Genomic DNA, 19130 nt, shown 5'->3' on the forward strand with positions numbered 1-19130 from the left:
TTTGTGGTACACATGCAACTATAAAATAATAGAGGAGAAACAGGCTATGGCAAGAAAATATGATGAGATCAAATGGCTTGCACAGGCTACGGCGCAGGATTTATCGGCAGATACGGAAAAGTGGAAGGGATTCCTTACCACTGCCGGAAGGCTATACCGGTATTCTTTCATGGATCAGCTGCTTATCTATGCCCAGAGACCGGATGCCACAGCATGTGCAGAGCTTGAAACATGGAATCAGAAGATGAACTGCTGGGTCAACCGTGGCTCCAAAGGTATCGCTCTTTTGGATGAAAGCAGCGGCAGACCAAGGCTCAGATACGTTTTTGATGTATCAAATGTGCATCCCGGATGGAATGTGGGAAGACTTCCGTACATATGGCAGATCAGAGAACGGAATGAGCAGACTGTTCTTAACAAACTTGAAAACATATATGGAAAAACTGATGAAAGCAGACCTTTCGGTGACAGACTGGTGGAGCTGGCACACCGTATTGCGGATGATTATTACGGGGATGTAATGCCGGATCTTCAGGACAGGGTGGATGGAAGCTTTCTGCAAGGATATGATGAAATGAATCTTGAGCTTCGGTTGCAGGATACCATGAGAGACTCCATCGCATACACGCTTCTTAAAAGGTGCGGTGTAGATACAGAGCTATATGATTTTGACTTTCGTTATCTTCATGAGTTCAGCGATGTGAAAACACTTTCGATACTGGGTAATGCTGTATCGGAAATGACAGAGCCGGTGCTCATGGAAATCGGAAGAGCGGTAACGGCACAGGAGCGTCATATCGCCCGATATGGCGAAGTAGAAAGACAAACGGAGAATATATCACAAGCCGTAGAAAAAAGCCAAAATACGCTTGCAAATGAGGCTCAGAATGAATATAATGCTTTAAAGCGTGAAAGCGAGCGGCAAGGTGATATTTCCACCGATGATTATGAAAAAGGCGAAAGCGCTAATATTTCAGAACAAGGAGGAAATGACCATGGAACTGACTTACATGCAGAGCGGGGATTATCTGATCCCGAACCTGATCGCGAACAGCGAGCCGGAGGAACCCTTAACGAAGTACGGACTGATGCGGAGGAATTTCTTAAAGGAACACAGGAGAGGAACCTACAGCGGGATGATGTTGGAGGGGAATCTGAAGGAGCACTGCCTGATGATTCAGAAACAGGCAGAGGAGAGGATGGATATTCTGACCGATCAGATGGCGAAGTCACAGGGAGTGAACGAAGCCCTGAAAGCATCAGACCAGATGAAGTGGGTGGGGCTGATGAACAACATCCGGGCATCGGCGGAGGAGATAGTTTTATCGGAGCTGATCTACAGCTAAACCCTCCGGATGCAGAACTTAAGCAACTGAATATGTTTGACCTGTTCCCCTCATTTGCGGAGCAGGTTGGAACGATAGCAGCAGCGGAAGCAAGCGTGAAAACGAAGGCTCCCGCTGTTTTTATGTTAAAAGACGATCAGCTTCTTGATGTGATAAGGTCCGGTGGCGGTAAAGAGAATAACCGTAAGCGCATCTATGCGAAGTACCAGGCAGGAAAAGATGCTGCGGAAATGACGGATTTCATTAAGAACGAGATCGGAACGACAGGTAAGGGTTTTGAATTTGACGGGCAGAGGGTATCTGTCTGGTATAACGAAAACGGAATGAGCATCGCACCGGGGAACTCTGCTCAGGTGGACTTTGCCACTACCTATAGTTGGAGCCTTGTGGAAGAGTTCACCCGTCAGATGGTGGAAAACGGCTCATATATGTCAAGAAATGAAGCCTTTCTTGTGGACAGTACCGAGCGGGCGAGGGTGGCTGATCAGATATATTTCTTCTTCCGTGACGGCATTGATGATATGCCTGATTCTCTTTCCATCCAGGGAAGTAATTATCCCGACAGCCAGGCACATATCGCAGAGCTTTTAACTACCCATGAGGGAAGGGAGCTGCTTGCAGAGGAGATTGGCAGGGCTGCGGACAGGATAGAGAGCGGAGAGTTACAGATACGATGGAGATATGTAAAAGAGCCGGAGTACCTACTTTCAGAGATTGCCGACCTCGATGCGGAAAGAAGGGAGTTTCCTCTTGCAGATGAGGTAAATGTAAGGCTTGAAAACTTCATTACCCAGGATGAGATTGACAGCAGGCTCACCCATGGAAGCGGTGTATCGCAGGGTCTTTTCCGTATATACGATTATTTTAAGGAGGGGCATGACAGCAAGGATAATGTTGCGTTCCTTAAAAAAGAATATGGTACAGGTGGACAGTCGGATGCCCTGATCGGAAATGACAAGAGTTGGGAAGACCATGATGCAAAGGGCATTCAGCTTGACAAGGGAAGTATCATGGAGCCTTATACATCCGTGCTTCTTAACTGGAACGTGGTAGAAAAGCGTATCCGTGAACTGATCGCAGAAGATAAGTACCTGTCTCCCAAGGCAAAGGAAGCTTATGCGGAGTATAAAAAGGAGCAGGAAAAGGAAGCTCTTGCGGATGAGCAGGAAAAACTTGTTGATGCCATTGAAGCCGGGGATGCACAGGAAGAGCCTGAAAGCAAAGAGGCAGATCATAATCCCGAATTCGGTCCGCCTGTCGGACGGGGAGAAAACAGCCGCTGGTCGATAGTCCATGAAGCGGATGATGAAAATGATAATCCCCAGGAGTGGGCAACAAAGCTCCCTTCCGGTCAGTATGTATGGATAGACCGTGAGGAAGATGGTTCATATGGGATTCATCCGGTTGCTGATTCTTTTGCTACTCCTACGGAGACCTTCAGGACTCTTGAAGAGGCGCAGGAGTATGTAGACGAGACCATGCGAGGAGATTTAGAGCAGGAGTCTCCGACATATACAATCTATCAGATCTCTGACGAAGCAGAGGACAGACGGGATATCATCTTTGAAAATCTGGAGCACCTGCAGAACAGAGGACTGTCTGTTGATGCGGCAAACTACGAGGCTGTCTATACCGGAGCATTGGAGGAAGGCACTACCCTCGAAGATCTTTATGAGAAGTTCAACATAGATCACCCTGCAGATTACAAGGGACGCTCCATGTCCGTATCGGATGTGGTGGTATTGCATCAGAATGGTGAGGACAAGGCATATTTCGTGGATTCATTTGGATTTTCGGAGGTGCCGGAGTTTCTTCGGGAAAAAGAAGCAGTCCTTACTCCGGAGCAGGAGCAGGCAAAGGAGCTTATCAATGAGTTCTGCTACAGGGAGTATGACCACGATGCGGATTTCTCTGACCTTTCCAATGTGGAGATAGCTTATACCGACCTTATAGATGAAGCAGACGGAAAAGAGTACCCGATACAGGCGTCTGTAGACCTTGAGCATAACAGCATCCGTCTTGCGATTGACGGGCAAATCATTTCTCAGAATGAATATGATACCCTTACCGACCTTATAGAAAATGAGCTTAAGTACCTTGATTTTGACGAGCTTACCTATGTATCAGAAGAGGACTGGGCGAAGTTCCATAACATGGAGCTTACCGCAGAGGAGATACAGAACATTTCCTATATCGGAGCGGAGTACAGCAATTTCGGGCATACTGCTGAGTATGAGCTTGAAGCAGATATCCGGGGAGAGCATCAGAAGATTCATTATGAGGTTACAAGGCATGATGGGGATGAAGAGAGTTTTTCTATTCATACAGATAAGAACGATATTTATGACAGGCTTTCTGAACCGGAGCTTCGTAAGCTGGAGGAGAAACTATCAGATGAAGTCAGGGTCGGACAGTATGAAAAGAAGATTGAAAAAGCGGATAGCCTTGATGCAGTTAAGAACATCCAGTATGAGTTTATGGATGATGAGAGCTTTCCAAGGAGGCTTGCTGGAAGATTTTGGGAATCCTATAACGCAAGAGAGGCAGAACTATCTGAGACGGCAAGGATTGAAGCAAAGAATTTCCGTATTACTGATGATGACCTGGGAAAAGGCAGCGCAAAGGAAAAGTTCCGTGGCAATATCAGGGCGATTACAACTTTGAAGCAGATCGAGGACGAACACAGGACAGCCACGCCCGAAGAACAGCAGATTTTATCACAGTATGTCGGCTGGGGCGGACTTGCGGATGCCTTTGATGAAACAAAGAGCAACTGGTCTGCGGAATATCGGGAATTAAAGAGTGTGCTGACACCGGAGGAGTACAATTCTGCAAGGGAGAGTACCCTTAATGCACATTTCACAAGCCCCGTGATCATAAGAAATATCTATGAAGCTCTGGGACAGATGGGCTTTGAAAAGGGAAATATCCTTGAGCCTGCCATGGGTGTAGGGAACTTCTTTGGTATGCTGCCAGAGGAGATGCAGGACAGTAAGCTATATGGAGTGGAGCTTGATGATCTGACAGGCCGCATCGCAAAGCAGCTCTATCCGCAGGCAGATGTGCGTATCAGCGGATATGAAAAGACCGATTTTCAGAATGATTTCTTTGATGTGGCGGTTGGAAATGTTCCATTCGGAAATTATAAGGTCAGCGACAAGCCGTATGATAAACTGAATTTTCAGATTCACGATTATTTCTTTGCAAAGACCTTGGATAAAGTAAGACCGGGCGGTATCGTAGCATTTGTTACAAGCAAGGGAACCATGGATAAGCAAAGCCCACAGGTGAGAAAGTACCTTGCACAAAGGGCAGAGCTGCTCGGTGCGGTGAGATTACCCAATACAGCTTTTAAGGAGAATGCCGGTACAGAAGTAACGTCCGACATTCTTTTTTTCCAGAAAAGGGACAGGCTGATGGATATAGAGCCGGACTGGGTGCATCTTGGCATGGATGAAAACGGTATCGCCATGAACCAGTATTTTGCAGACCATCCTGAGATGATCGTAGGAAAGATGGAAATGGTATCCGGACCTTTTGGTCTGGAGAGTACCTGTGTGCCGGATGAGAGCAGACCATTTGAGGAGCAGCTTCGTGAGGCAATCAGCAATATTCATGCGGAATATGAAGCGGTGGAGCTTTCAGCGGATGAGCTTGGAAAATCTGACCTTGAAGTAATACCGGCGGATCCGAATGTAAAGAATTACAGCTTCTGTATGGTGGATGATCATGTGTATTATCGTGAGAATTCCGTTATGAAGCCTGCCGATGTGTCAGAAACACAAGAAGACCGCATCAAAGGTATGATCGCTATCCGTGACTGTACGCAGGAACTTATTCAGATGCAGATGGAGGATTATCCCGATGCAGCCATTACGGAGAAACAGGCAGAACTGAACGGATTATATGATAAGTTTTCCGATAAATACGGGCTTATCAGTTCCCAAACCAATAAGAGAGCCTTTAATCAGGACTCTTCATACTGCCTACTCTGTTCTTTGGAGAAGCTGGATGATGAGGGGAAGTTTCTTGGAAAAGCGGATATGTTCACGAAGCGTACCATCAAACACGCAGAGGTGGTGACAAGCGTTGATAACGCAAGCGAGGCATTGGCGGTCTCCCTGGCTGAAAAAGCCAAGGTAGACCTTGCCTATATGGCAGAGCTTACGGGAAAGGAAAAAGAAGCCATAACCGAGGAGCTGGCAGGAGTTATATTCCGGAATCCTTTGACAGACCAGTGGGAGACAGCAGATGAGTATCTGTCCGGTAATGTCCGTGAGAAGCTGTCCATAGCAAAGAACTATGCGGAGAATCACCCAGAGTATCAGGTGAATGTGGCGCATCTTGAACAGGTAATGCCAAAAGATCTTGAAGCATCGGATATCGAAGTACGCCTTGGGGCAACATGGGTAGACTCGAAATATATCGAGGACTTTATGCGTGAGACTTTCCAGACACCGGGATATCTTTTTGACCGGAATGTCATGGGCATACAGTATTCGAATGTGACCGGGCTTTGGAATGTAAAAGGTAAGAATGCAGACTATGGCAATACCCTTGCCAACATGACCTTTGGTACAGGAAGGGCGAATGCCTATAAGATACTGGAGGACAGCTTAAACCTTAAGGATGTGCGTATCTATGATACTATCGTGGAAGATGGCAAGGAAAAGAGGGTGCTGAATAAGAAGGAGACCACCCTTGCTGCACAGAAGCAGGAGGCAATTCGTGAAGCCTTTAAGGACTGGATTTTTAAGGATTCGGAGCGGAGAGCCAATCTTGTAAAGGTCTATAATGAGCGTTTCAATTCCACAAGACCAAGGGAATATGACGGATCACACTTGCAGTTCCCGGGTATGACACCGGATATAGAGCTTAAGCCGCACCAGAAGAATGCGGTAGCCCACGTATTGTATGGGAATAATACGCTCCTTGCACACTGCGTAGGTGCCGGCAAGACCTTTGAAATGACTGCGGCAGCGATGGAACTGAAAAGGCTGGGACTTGCACAGAAGTCGCTGTTTGTAGTACCAAACCACTTAACAGAGCAGTGGGCATCAGATTTCTTAAAACTTTATCCCGGAGCTAATATACTTGCGGCAACGAAGAAGGACTTTGAGCCTGCAAACCGTAAGAAGTTCTGTTCCCGTATAGCGACAGGCGATTATGATGCTGTTATCATCGGTCATACTCAGTTTGAAAAGATCCCTCTGTCACAGGAAAGACAGGTGGCGATACTGGAGCGGCAGATAGATGAGATCACGGAAGCCATAGCACAGGCAAAGGCTGACAGGGGTGAGCGATATACCATCAAACAGATGGAAAAATCCAAGAAGCAGCTTATGACAAGGCTTGATAAATTAAATGATCAGAGCCGTAAGGATAATGTCGTAACCTTTGAACAGCTTGGCGTTGACAGGCTTTTTGTAGACGAGTCACATTCATACAAGAATTTGTTCCTATATACCAAGATGCGTAATGTAGCAGGTATCGCACAGACAGAGGCACAGAAGTCGCAGGATATGTTCAACAAATGCCAGTACCTTGATGAACTGACAGGTGGTAAGGGTGTGACCTTTGCAACCGGAACGCCAATTTCCAACAGCATGACAGAGCTTTACACCAACATGAGATATCTTCAGTATGGTACGCTTCAGAAGCTGGGACTGGGGCAGTTTGATGCATGGGCGGCTAATTTTGGTGATACACAGACTGCAATAGAGCTTGCGCCGGAAGGAACCGGATACAGGGCAAAGACGAGGTTTGCGAAGTTCTTTAACCTGCCGGAGCTGATCGCACTTTTTAAGGAGAGTGCCGATATACAGACACCGGATATGTTAAAACTCCCTGTGCCGGAGGCAGAGTATGAAAATGTGACATTAAAGCCGTCCGAAGCGCAGAAGGAAATGGTAGCATCCCTGGCAGACAGGGCAGAGCGGGTGCGTAACCGTATGGTGGATTCATCTGTCGATAATATGCTTAAGATCACTAACGATGGCAGGAAGCTCGCCTTAGATCAGCGTCTTATGAGCGATATGCTGCCGGATGATCCTAACAGTAAGTCCAGCGTATGCGTGGAAAAAGCATTTGAGATGTGGGAGGAGACAAAAGATAAGCGGTCGGCCCAGCTCATTTTTTGCGATTTGAGTACACCTAAAGGAGATGGAACCTTCAATGTATATGAGGATATTAGGGACAAGCTGATAGCAAAAGGAGTGCCACCGGAAGAGATAGCCTTTATCCATGATGCGAATACCGAGACGAGGAAAGCGGAGCTGTTTGGCAAAGTAAGAAGCGGACAGGTCCGTTTTTTATTGGGATCAACACAGAAGATGGGAGCCGGTACGAACGTGCAGGACAGGCTGATAGCACTTCATCACTTGGATGTGCCATGGAGACCGTCTGACATTGAACAGCAGGAAGGTCGTATCTTACGACAGGGTAATACCAATCCGAAAGTAAAGATCTTCCGATATGTCACGGAAGGCACATTTGATGCCTACTCATGGCAGCTCATCGAGAATAAGCAGAAATTCATCGGGCAGATCATGACCAGTAAATCTCCGGTCAGAAGCTGTGAGGATATCGACGAGGCGGCTCTTACCTATGCAGAGGTCAAGGCACTTGCTACGGGTAATCCGTACATTAAGGAAAAGATGGACTTGGATATCCAGGTATCGAAGCTGAAGCTGATGAAAGCGAACCATACCAGTCAGAAATACAGACTGGAGGATAATATTGCGAAGAATTATCCGCAGCAGATATCAGCGTTAAAAGAGCGTATTGCCGGAATGAAGGCAGATATCGCAACCTATAATGCAAACAAGCCTGCGGATAAGGATATCTTCACCATGACGGTAGCCGGAAAGACCTATGATGACAGGAAGGAAGCCGGAACAGCGATCATCGGTATCTGTAAGGAAATGAAGCAGGCAAATGTGGCTGTGCCAATCGGTGAGTATCTGGGTATGAAGATGAATGTAACCTTTGATTCATTTTTCAGGAAGTTTACGCTGAACATGAAGGGAAAACTCAGCCATGAAGTGGAGGTTGGCTCTGATCCGTCCGGTAATATCACCCGTATCGGTAATGCCATGGAATCAATGTCAAAACAGCTTGAGGATGCGATTGCGAAGCTTGCCAATGTGGAACAGCAGCTTGAAATCGCAAAGATTGAGGTGGAAAAGCCGTTCCCGCAGGAGAAGGAGCTTAACGATAAGCTGACAAGGCTTGCAGAACTGAACAGCCTGCTTGATATGGATGAAAAAGGCGAGGATGCAGTTGATCTTGATGAAGATGCTCCAAAGCCGGAGAAAGAAACAGCAGAACAGACCGAGACGGTAGTGCCGGCACAGGAGGCTACCAAAGAGGCAGGTCACATATCGGAGGATAAGGCTGAAATAAGCGAAAAAGCTGAGGAGGCTGATATATCAGAAACAGAGGATATGGGGAACCCTGCAACAAAACCGGAGACAAAAGAGGAAAGACCGTCCCTTGTCGCAAGGCTTAATGAGAAGAAGGCGGTTGTAGCTGCCATGGATCAGAAAGCACCTGCGGTAGCAAAGAAAAAAGAAGAGGTTATAGCATAAGATTAAAAGGCTTCGGGGATTATCTCCGGAGCCTTTTGGAAAGGAGCGGAAATGGCAAAGGATGAAACAAAAGGCGAAAGCCTTAACGATGCCGCTGTCATAAGCGCATTTAAGGACAAGACCAAAGAGAAATTTCATGAGCTTGACGGCATGGATCCTGAAACGATAGAAGCTAATGTCAAAAATATAGTGCAGGGCATTGTGAATGATTATGGGATGGATGTAACCATTGAGGATGTAGTGGTATCCGGCAGTAGATGCAGAGGCATGGAAGAGCAGGGGTCTGATCTTGATGTTGTGCTGTATTACAGCGGTTCGGTGAGAGAGGACGATCTGTTTAACACTCTTAATCAGGGAAATATCATTATGGGTGGTGTAAAGCTCGATATAAACACAATATCACAGGAACAGCACGGGAGTCTTTCCGAGTATCTGACAGGCGTGGAAGCGTACCTTGCCGAAAAGCAGGCACAAATGATGCAGGAAGCGCAGCAGCGTAACACGGAGATAACCTATACCGTTGCGGAGTGCGGCGAATTTCACAGCATGGGAACCTATCATGAGGGAATTTCCACTATAGAAGAGGCAAAAGCTCTGTTTGAGAGCATCCGTGAAAATCATAGCAATATGATCCCTGCTGTCGGCATCAACATACATGAAGCCGGGACACCGGAGATAGATGATGTGCAGATGGATGTACTTTATGGAAACAGCATAGATCTTGATGATCTGCGGTATGTTCCTCAGATATGGAATAATCAGGAGGGACTCTCAAAGGTCGGACAGATCATTGATGAATTCCCGGATGTAAAGGTAATCGGGACACTGCCGGGATTAACTGTACAGGATATACCGGAACAGGATATGGATGCTGTTAAGCCGGTATATGTGGACGAGGCTGCGAAGCTGGCGGCTGAAATAGACCGCTTTTCCAGTGACTTTGATCCGTATGAGTACAAAGATACGGTCGATAACTGGGAGTTACAGGTGCAGAACATAGCCGATGATATAAGAAACGGCAACTCTGCGGATTATAAGAAGTACCTGGGAACTGTGATAGAAGAGAGTGACAACATCGAGGATGTCCGCAAGGCTGCGGAACTTCTTGTGAAGCTGGCAGAGTATAAGCCACTTGCCAAAGTGGAGGAGCTTGAAGAGGTCAATCTTAACCAGATCGACAATGTACTCAGCAACACGGTTCCAAAATCCGAGGAGAAAAGGGAAGCACGGCAGGCGGAGCAGGAACGCATCGAGGAAGAAGAGCGAAAGCGCAGGGCAAGAGGGGAGCGTCCATCACTTCGGGCGAGACTTGCGGCAAAGAAAGCGATAGTAGCTGCCGGAGGCGGAAGCCCCCAAAGAAGTAAACAGCGAGAGGCGCAGGAAGCATTAGCTTCACAGAGGGGTTTATAAAATTAGTGTTTGTGTATGTGGCGCGGGATCAGGCAGCGCAGCGGGAATTGATGGAAATGGAATAGCCTGTAAAGAAATATCTTCAAATTTAGTGTAATTACTAAGAGCAGGGAATTGTGATAATCACAGCCACCCTGCTCTTTTCATGTCTATTTAAAATTCGTAAAACTATTAATTTCTTTACTGTCGTAAATACGTACACAAATATTTCTTAAATCATTATATGACGTTTATGTCAACTTCATAAGCAAATCATCGGAAAATAAGGTAAACATGCCTAAAAATCCAATAAACCATCCTTGACCATCTAAATAAATTTCCAATGATTTGCGAATACTGATTTGACTTTATATTTCTTTATCGACACAAATACCCGATTTCTTTAGTACAAATTAAAAATATTTTTAAATCAGGCTTTTAATGCTACAAGGGGACAGTAGAAAGATGTGATAATCAGCTAATTCTCCGTCAGCAGATGCGTCTGATTTGCCAAAAGGAAAGGAGACCAGAATTATGGCTAGAAAAGGTGAAAACATCTACAAAAGAAAGGATGGACGGTGGGAAGCCAGATATATCATTGGCCGCTATGCAAACGGACGGGCAAAATATCGGTCTGTTTATGCATTGAGTTACTCGGAAGTTAAGAAGAAACGTCAGGACGAAATGCTCAAGATGGCAGACATGAACTATGAAGGCCAACCTAAAGCAGGAACGGTTGAAACCGTTGCAAAGGCATGGATCAAGGACAGCTCCCACAAGTGGAAGGAATCCACCAAATGCCGCTATCAGGAAAAGCTGGGCATCTACATTCTGCCGCATTTTGGAAAGCGTGAGTTTTCCGACATCAGCACAGCGGAAATTGAATCCTTTATATCTATGATTCAGACAGAAGGAATGACGGGCAGAAAACCAGTCGGTGCCGGCACAGCCAGGTCTGTGCTGACAGTTTTTAAGCAGATACGGCTCCATGCGCTCAAAATGGATTATCAGGTACGCTTTAACCCGGAGTGCATTGTAGTCAGATCGCAGAAGGCAGAAATAAAGGTATTTTCTGAAGCAGAGGAGAAGAAACTTGTTGCCGAGTTAAAATCCGATACTGATGAGACGGATGTAGGATTTCTCACCTGTCTGTTTACGGGCATCCGCGTCGGCGAACTTTGCGCTTTGAACTGTGACAATATAGATCTGGAGAGTAGAGTAATCCGTATCCGTGCCACCATGCAGCGCCTTCCGGATCATAGCGGAGGAGATAAAAAGACGAAGGTCACGATAAGTAAACCGAAAAGTGAATGCTCAATTCGGGATATACCCATAAATAAAGAACTTTTAGAAGTGCTCCGCAGGTTTTACAAACCCGGAGCATTTCTGTTGACCGGCGATAAGGAGAAATTTGTAGAGCCAAAGACTATGGAGAACCGTTTTAAGAGCATCCTTAAGAAATGTGACTTGAAGCCAGTCGGTGTCCACAGCACCAGACATACTTTTGCATCCCGTTGCATTGAGAGGGGGATGGACCCCAAGACCTTATCAGAGATCCTCGGTCACGCAAATGTGGCTACCACGCTCAATACATACGTCCATAGTAACAAGAAGAGTAAAGAGGACGGAGTGAATATGCTCTCAGATTTATTCTCCGTATAGAAAATGGTCAGATAAGCCAGAAATGCTTATAAATTCAGCATTCCTTAGCCCTGTTTATAGAAATTAATAGATTTGCGAAAATAAAGCGAAAGGTGTTTGAAAGTTGGATTATATTATAGTGCAAGCCGGTGGAAAGGGAACCCGGTTGGAATATTTGACGCAGAATAAACCCAAAGCATTGGTGCCAGTAGACAATCTACCGATGTTGTTCTATTTATTCAAGAAATACCCGGATAAGAGATTTGTGGTAATAGCTGATTATAAGAAAGAGGTGATGCGTGAGTACCTCGCTTCTTTTGCTGATGTTAAATATCAGGTTGTGGACGCTTCTGGAACTGGTACATGTTCAGGGGTAAAACAGGCGATAGATCTTATACCGGATGGCAAGCCATTCATGTTAGTTTGGTCAGATCTGATTCTACCGGATAGTCTGGAGCTTCCAAAGGAATACGAGGATGATAAGAAGCCTGAACATGACTATGTTGGCCTTTCAGAGACGTTTTCATGCAGATGGAGGTATGAGAATGGATCATTTAAAGAGGAAAGATCAACAGAGCATGGTGTTGCAGGCTTTTTCTTGTTCTCGGATAAGAAAAAAATAATAAACGTGCCTGAAAGTGGAGAACTTGTCAGGTGGATGAGTGAACAGAACTTATCATTTGAAACTGTAGGTCTCACCGGAACACGAGAGTTCGGAGTGTTGGAAGAGTATGAAAAGCTTCCACAGGCAAAATGCAGACCATTTAATAGGATTACAGTTGATAGAGATATTCTGATCAAAGAACCTATTGATGAACAGGGGAAAAAACTGGCTAAGAGAGAAGCAGCATGGTATGAGAAAGCCAGATTGTTGAATATTCCTGAATTACCAAAGATATTTGAGACTAAGCCTTTGAAGATGGAATTTATTACGGGTAGAAATATATATGATTGTGACTTTGACTATGAAACAAAGAAGTCAATACTTAGGTCGCTTATAAGTGCGCTAAAAGCTCTTCATGAAAGTGAAGTAGTTGCGGCTGATACCTTTAGTATAGAGGAGGCTTATTTCAATAAAACCATGGATCGTCTTGCAAAAATACAGGATCTTATCCCTTTTGCCAGAGACAAGGAAATTGTGATCAATGGTAGAAAATGCAGGAATGTTTACTATCACAAAGGAGAGCTACAAAAGAGAATAGAGAAACTGAAAACAAATTGCGATAGATTTGCTTTTATTCATGGGGACTGCACATTCTCTAATCTGATGGTCAGGGAAGATAACAGTCCGGTTCTAATAGATCCAAGAGGATATTTTGGATTCTCGGAATTATATGGTGATGTTAGATACGATTGGGCGAAACTCTACTATTCTGTAGTGGGTAATTATGATCAGTTCAATCTGAAGAGATTTCGATTAGAAATTGGAGATGATCTTGACGATGGAGTGCATTTGCAAATTACTTCAAATCACTGGGAGGAATTGGAAAATGATTTCTTTGATATGACCGGAGCTGATAGAGAAGAAATAAAGTTACTGCATGCGGTGATCTGGTTATCACTTACAACGTATGCATGGCAGGATTATGACTCTATATGTGGAGCATTTTACAACGGACTGTATTACTTGGAGGAAATATTATGATTGCATATTACAAGGACGTGATGCATACAATCGAGGATTCTTTGGAATCCATTGAAGAAAATCTGTATGAACAAATCATAGAGGAGTGTGTTGATACTCTAAAAAACGGAGGGAAGATAATAGCCAGTGGATTAGGTAAAAATGTTCCTATATGTGAAAAGTTTGTAGGAACATTAAATTCATTAGGTATTGATGCCAGATTCCTGCATACAAATACAGCTGTTCATGGCGATCTTGGAATGGTAGGAAAGAAGGATATCGTTTTCCTTTTGACAAAAGGTGGAAATACAAGTGAGACGGTTGATCTTGGAACGCATCTGAATAAGCGTGGTACCAATACATGGTTGATGTCGTTTTATGGGGATGGAAAAGCGTCAAAGGTTGTAGAGAAGAAATTCATAATGCACCTCATAAATGAAGGAGATGAATGGGATATAGTTCCGAATAATTCCACCACTGTATATCTAATAGTTCTTCAGGGAATGGCGATAGAAATTGGCAAGCGATTAGGAATCACCTTAGATGATTTTAAAGTAAATCACCCTGGCGGTGGAATAGGTGCAAGATTGTCGGGAAAGGATCAGCGGTGATAGGGCATATTCTTGGAGGATGGTTATTCTGGCAAAGAATAAGAATAAAATACGCTGTTAATTATAGTAAGGCACTGATTGTACTTTCTGATGAAAATCATGAGTTGGATAGGCAGGTATTATTACACCTACCTGATTTTACAGAAAGAAAACATGTAGAGTGTGCTGTTGTTCTATGTGTTGAAAGGTGTATATCAGAATGGACACATTTTATGTCTGGGAATAATAGTGTGTATATAGATGCTATGTCAAAAGCAGACATGGAAAAGTTATATGACTATTACAGTTTCATGAAGTTTTTTGACAATATTGTTTTTACCTATGTAGATAAGCCAGAGGACAATTTACTTGGAACATATCTGGAGAAAACTGATGTTAACGAGGAAGATGCAGCGTGTCTCGCATTGTTCCATCTTAGATCTGTGCCTAAGGCAAGGAGATAATTCAGAAAATGTATGATGTTGAGTTACATCGGACAGAACGAATTTTAAAATTTCGTAATACCATGGGCCTGCTGAAGAACAGAGATGTTTATTTGTTTGGAGTAAGTGATAATTCAAGGCAAATAATACAGATACTACGTGAATGTGGAATCGAGCCAAGGAATGTAATTGACAATGATTCATCAAAGCAAGGGAGTTATTGCTCTAGACTGAAAGTGATTTCATTTGATGAGATACAGAAACCGGATAATAAAAAGAATCTATATATTATTTACTCCGCATACTGGAGGGAGATGGTTCCACAGCTGACCGATAAAGGAATCTTGAAGAAAAACATATGGAGGCTGAACCGTAAGCCTGGCTTATTATTATTATCATTATTTAGGGCGTACAGGGGTAGAACGTATTATAAAGCACTTAAAAGAAAATATGGTGATGTGCCAGTTTTTATCTGTCCGTATACGGGAACAGGAGATATCTATTTAATTGGTACATTTTGGGATGAATATACCAAGAGAAACAACATTAACGACTATGTTTTTGTTGTAATTAGTAAAGCCTGCAAGAAGGTCGCTGATCTCTTTGATATCAAGAATATAGAGGTAGTTAAGAAAAAAGAATATGCGTCGTATTTGATTGAATATCATCTATATGACCCGGAAAAAGGAAAGATGAAATTGCTTAATGACTGTTGGGCGCAGGTGCATACCAATCAAGTGGAATGGTTCAGAGGATACAAAGGATTATACTTTACTGATTTGTTCCGTAGGTTTGTATTTGAGCTGCCTGATGATATTAAGCCCAAACATCCGACTTTAAAAAATGCAAATGACATAGTGAGAAAAATATTTGAAGAACATGGTTTGATTTCAAAAAAGACAGTTATTTTGTCACCATATTCAAATACCCTTTCAGACCTACCAACAGAATTTTGGGAAGAACTTGCATCTAGGCTGGCAAAGAAGGGATATAGGGTTGCGACGAATAGTGGAGGGAAAACTGAGCCCGCAATAATGGGAACAGTAGGTGTTTTTTTTCCGTTGGATGTAGCGCCGCAGATTATTGAGGAAGCAGGTGCGTTTGTCGGAGTAAGAAGCGGATTTTGCGATGTGATAAGCGGTACAAAAGCAAAAAAAGTGATTCTTTATGATAAGAGCAACAGGTTTTATATGGGAAGTGCATTTGAATACTTTTCTCTCAGAGGAATGAAATTATGTGATGATGCTGTTGAAATAGAATACGAACACAATGCTACTGAGAATATTGCTGAGCAAATAGCTGAAATAATATAAAAAGGAGCGGATTAGAATGAGCACTATAGTAAGAAATAAGCACTGGATAAACAGGTTGCCTCATATTTATGAAATAGATGATCTTATAGCTTTTTGCAGAAAAAACAAGAGAATCTATATATATGGGCGGGGCGAAGCTCAAGAATGGCTCTTACGTTTTCTTGATATGTGTGGGGTAGTAAGTGTTGAGGGATATGTAGTCTCTTATGATCCAAGTGAAAGTAATTTCTGCTATCGTAAACTACCGGTAAAGCTGATAGATGATATTATCAATCAGCCTGATGTAGGGATAGTTTTAGCACTGTGCGATAGATATCACGGGGAAATTATTCCCATGTTCAGAGATAAAGGGTTTGAAAATTGGATATCTCTTACAGAGCATACTCGTCTTGGAATTGCTGAACAAATGGCACCAAGGAATAAAGACGAAATGACTTTTGAAATCAGTTTGGCGGATCATTGCAATTTATCGTGCCAGATGTGCGATCATTTTTCGCAGTTGTCGGATCCATGGTTTGTTGATGTTGAACAGTTTAAAAAAGATATAAGACGGATGGCTGAGATATACGATCATGAGATAGGTGCCATATCATTACTTGGAGGAGAACCTACTCTTCATCCGCATTTGAATGAACTTATAGAGTATGTTAGAGAGCAGTTTCCTGAAACGGAGTTAATTCTATTGACGAATGGGGTGCTTCTAACAAATTTGGAAAATTCATCACAGGGTAATTTGTGGGAGATTCTAAAAAAGAACCATGTTCATGTAACCGTTACAGTCTATCCGATAAAACTCGACTATATAGCCATTGAAAAGAAAGCGGCTGAATATGGTGTGTCGCTGAAATTGTCATCGGATATTCATGCAGTTGAGGCTACAAAACAAACCAAAATATCTGATAAACATGCTATGGATTTGGAAGGTAAAGTCCCTAAAGAACACTGTGTGCATTGTTTATATTTTAATAAGTTTAATGTTGTTAAAGATGGTAGGTATTACATGTGTCCAGTGCAGGCTCATATAAATATTTTTAATAATAGATTTAAGAAGAATCTCGAATATGCAGAAAGTGATTATCTGGATATTTATGAAGTAAATGATTGGCATGAGTTTGCTGAATTTGGTTCGAAGTGGGTTCCTTTCTGCAGATTTTGCGATCAAAAGAACTGGAAACATGATTCTAATTGGAAACCAAGTACCAAAAGCATTAAGGAATATGTGTGATGAATATAAAACTTAACAATGGAATTTTTATTCCTCCGATTGGAATGGGAGGTTGGTCGCAAAAAAAGGATCAAATACTCATGGCACTTGATGCAGGGTATAGACTATTGGATACTGCAGCTCAATATGGTAATGAAGAAGAGTTTGGAGCAGCACTGTCAGAAAGCGTCGTTAGTAGGGATGATATTTTTCTGACCACAAAGCTTTGGACGGATGATATTCGAAGACGTAGGACTAGGGATGCTTTTCAGGAGAGCCTTGAAAGATTAAAAACTGACTATATAGATTTATATTTGATTCATTGGCCGGCGGAGGGATATGAAGATGCGTGGCTTGAAATGGAGGAGTTATATAAAGAGAAGAAAATTAGAGCAATTGGTGTGAGCAATTTTGAAATTAAGCATTTTGAGGGTTTGAAAACAAGAGGGGCAAGTATATTGCCTGCTGTTAATCAGATAGAAATACATCCATATTTTAGAAACAATGAAGTAGTTGAGTATTGCAAGAGTAAGGGCATATTGTCAGAAGCATGGTGTCCTTTGGGTGGACCGAATAACATGGAGTCAAATGATGAACAAATTATTAAGATTTCAAAAAAATATAGTAAAACACCGCAACAAGTAATACTGAGGTGGCATTTTCAAAGGGATATTATTACCATTCCTAAAACTTCAAGAATTGAAAGAATGAAGGAAAATATAAGCATATTTGATTTCAGCCTCAATGCTGATGAATTTGAAGCGATAGACAACCTTGAAATGGGGAAAAGAATAGGGGCTGATCCTAATAATTTTGATTTTTAAAAATGGAGTCGATGACTATGAAAGAGAAAGCGTTTCAGGATGACCCGAGTGTATCATTTGAAAGTTGTTGCGTAGTAAATGGAGAAAGATGGTTTTTTGCAAATGAATTTAATGCGTTGTGCTGTATGAATACGAATGATGAGATTGTTTTTAAGGGTGTAGCTCCAGGTGAAAATGATTCGTCTATTTATCTGTTTGCAGACATAAAATATTTTGATAATAAAATATTTCTAATTCCCAGAGGTGCGTCTGCACTAATTGTTTACGATATAGACTTGAATACATTTAAGCGATATGAAATAGAAGCTCCGTCAACAACTAATAAGAATCCATATATTGACTATTTGAAGTTTAGCATTGGAGTAATACATGAAGGAAAGTTATATATGATTCCACGTACATACCCCGCAATAGTTGTTTTTGACATAAGAAATGAATCACTTGAGTACGAAACGGATTGGATAGAACTGATTAATGACCATATTTTTGAAGGGGAGGCATTCTTTTGGTCAGATTATAGTATATCCAATAATGAACTTGTATTAGCTTGCGCTAACAGTGATTGTATAGTAAGAAGATCATTTGTTACGAATGAATATTCGGTTCAACACGTATTAAATGATAATAAAGGCTTTTCCGGGATAGAGATAATTGATAATCATATGTTCTTGTGTAGCAGAAAAGATGGACAGATATGTAATGTTGATGAGAATGGGGTTGTTAATAAACTATGCATGCCGGAAGGTTTTAAGGTAGAAAGAATAATCGGTTTCTCAAAGCTTCTCAAATTAAATGGATTTCTTTATGCAATACCTATGTGGTCAAACTACTTTCTTCGAATTAATATAAATAACTCACAGATAGAGGTGGTCAAAAACTATGAGGCTGAGAGACAGGGAAATGAAGAAGTGGCCACTTGTTGTGCATGGATAGAAAATGACAAAGTATATCTGGACAATAACCTAGCACATGTAATAGATGTATACTCTGATCATGGATTCCTGGATGTAATAGAATTGAATACTAATTGTATTTTTACGAAATCGCGAATTGAATTCATGGCGGAGAATGGCGTGATTATTCATGAAAATAAGTTCAACTCATTGGATAAATTTTTGAGTTATATATGATGGACTTCCACATTCTTAGCGAAATGTATTTTTGATA

The 19130-nt window shown here is 42.6% G+C and carries 10 protein-coding genes; all 10 read left to right on the forward strand.

From position 1 onward, the window contains the following. Positions 1 to 46 precede the first annotated feature (46 nt). On the forward strand, positions 47 to 8935 hold the full coding sequence (locus G625_RS0100250; RefSeq protein WP_029199507.1) for a YodL domain-containing protein: 8889 nt from the start codon (positions 47 to 49) through the stop codon (positions 8933 to 8935). Between the two features lie 51 nt (positions 8936 to 8986). Continuing rightward, positions 8987 to 10345 (forward strand): hypothetical protein, encoded by a 1359-nt coding sequence (locus tag G625_RS0100255; RefSeq protein ID WP_029199508.1) that lies wholly within the window; start codon positions 8987 to 8989, stop codon positions 10343 to 10345. Between the two features lie 513 nt (positions 10346 to 10858). Continuing rightward, positions 10859 to 11986, forward strand: coding sequence for a tyrosine-type recombinase/integrase (locus G625_RS0100260; RefSeq protein ID WP_029199509.1), 1128 nt, complete (start codon positions 10859 to 10861; stop codon positions 11984 to 11986). A gap of 103 nt (positions 11987 to 12089) precedes the next feature. Beyond that, the gene (locus tag G625_RS0100265; RefSeq protein ID WP_029199510.1) at positions 12090 to 13610 is read left to right on the forward strand and encodes a sugar phosphate nucleotidyltransferase; all 1521 of its coding nucleotides are present in this window, start codon (positions 12090 to 12092) and stop codon (positions 13608 to 13610) included. Next, positions 13607 to 14200, forward strand: coding sequence for an SIS domain-containing protein (locus tag G625_RS0100270; protein WP_029199511.1), 594 nt, complete (start codon positions 13607 to 13609; stop codon positions 14198 to 14200). Before G625_RS0100265 ends, G625_RS0100270 begins: the two co-directional genes overlap by 4 nt. Then, positions 14197 to 14643 (forward strand): hypothetical protein, encoded by a 447-nt coding sequence (locus G625_RS0100275; protein WP_029199512.1) that lies wholly within the window; start codon positions 14197 to 14199, stop codon positions 14641 to 14643. Before G625_RS0100270 ends, G625_RS0100275 begins: the two co-directional genes overlap by 4 nt. A gap of 8 nt (positions 14644 to 14651) precedes the next feature. After that, positions 14652 to 15935 carry a hypothetical protein gene (locus tag G625_RS0100280; RefSeq protein WP_029199513.1) on the forward strand — a complete coding sequence of 428 codons (1284 nt, stop codon included), beginning with the start codon at positions 14652 to 14654 and terminating at the stop codon, positions 15933 to 15935. Between the two features lie 16 nt (positions 15936 to 15951). Beyond that, positions 15952 to 17160 carry a radical SAM protein gene (locus G625_RS0100285; RefSeq protein WP_029199514.1) on the forward strand — a complete coding sequence of 403 codons (1209 nt, stop codon included), beginning with the start codon at positions 15952 to 15954 and terminating at the stop codon, positions 17158 to 17160. Beyond that, positions 17160 to 17963 carry an aldo/keto reductase gene (locus G625_RS0100290; protein WP_044931022.1) on the forward strand — a complete coding sequence of 268 codons (804 nt, stop codon included), beginning with the start codon at positions 17160 to 17162 and terminating at the stop codon, positions 17961 to 17963. Before G625_RS0100285 ends, G625_RS0100290 begins: the two co-directional genes overlap by 1 nt. A 17-nt stretch (positions 17964 to 17980) precedes the next feature. Further along, complete coding sequence (locus tag G625_RS0100295; RefSeq protein WP_029199516.1) at positions 17981 to 19093, forward strand: hypothetical protein; 1113 nt, start codon at positions 17981 to 17983, stop codon at positions 19091 to 19093. Positions 19094 to 19130: the final 37 nt, after the last annotated feature.

The sequence above is a fragment of the Oribacterium sp. NK2B42 genome, assembly GCF_000424445.1.
Lineage (GTDB): Bacteria > Bacillota > Clostridia > Lachnospirales > Lachnospiraceae > Oribacterium.

What these genes read in the sequence shown, in the direction of transcription:
- G625_RS0100295 (WP_029199516.1), top strand. Translation starts at nt 17,981, where the DNA reads ATGAAAGAGAAAGCGTTTCAGGATGACCCGAGTGTATCATTTGAAAGT.
- G625_RS0100250 (WP_029199507.1), top strand. Translation starts at nt 47, where the DNA reads ATGGCAAGAAAATATGATGAGATCAAATGGCTTGCACAGGCTACGGCG.
- G625_RS0100255 (WP_029199508.1), top strand. Translation starts at nt 8,987, where the DNA reads ATGGCAAAGGATGAAACAAAAGGCGAAAGCCTTAACGATGCCGCTGTC.
- G625_RS0100280 (WP_029199513.1), top strand. Translation starts at nt 14,652, where the DNA reads ATGTATGATGTTGAGTTACATCGGACAGAACGAATTTTAAAATTTCGT.
- G625_RS0100290 (WP_044931022.1), top strand. Translation starts at nt 17,160, where the DNA reads ATGAATATAAAACTTAACAATGGAATTTTTATTCCTCCGATTGGAATG.
- G625_RS0100285 (WP_029199514.1), top strand. Translation starts at nt 15,952, where the DNA reads ATGAGCACTATAGTAAGAAATAAGCACTGGATAAACAGGTTGCCTCAT.
- G625_RS0100260 (WP_029199509.1), top strand. Translation starts at nt 10,859, where the DNA reads ATGGCTAGAAAAGGTGAAAACATCTACAAAAGAAAGGATGGACGGTGG.
- G625_RS0100270 (WP_029199511.1), top strand. Translation starts at nt 13,607, where the DNA reads ATGATTGCATATTACAAGGACGTGATGCATACAATCGAGGATTCTTTG.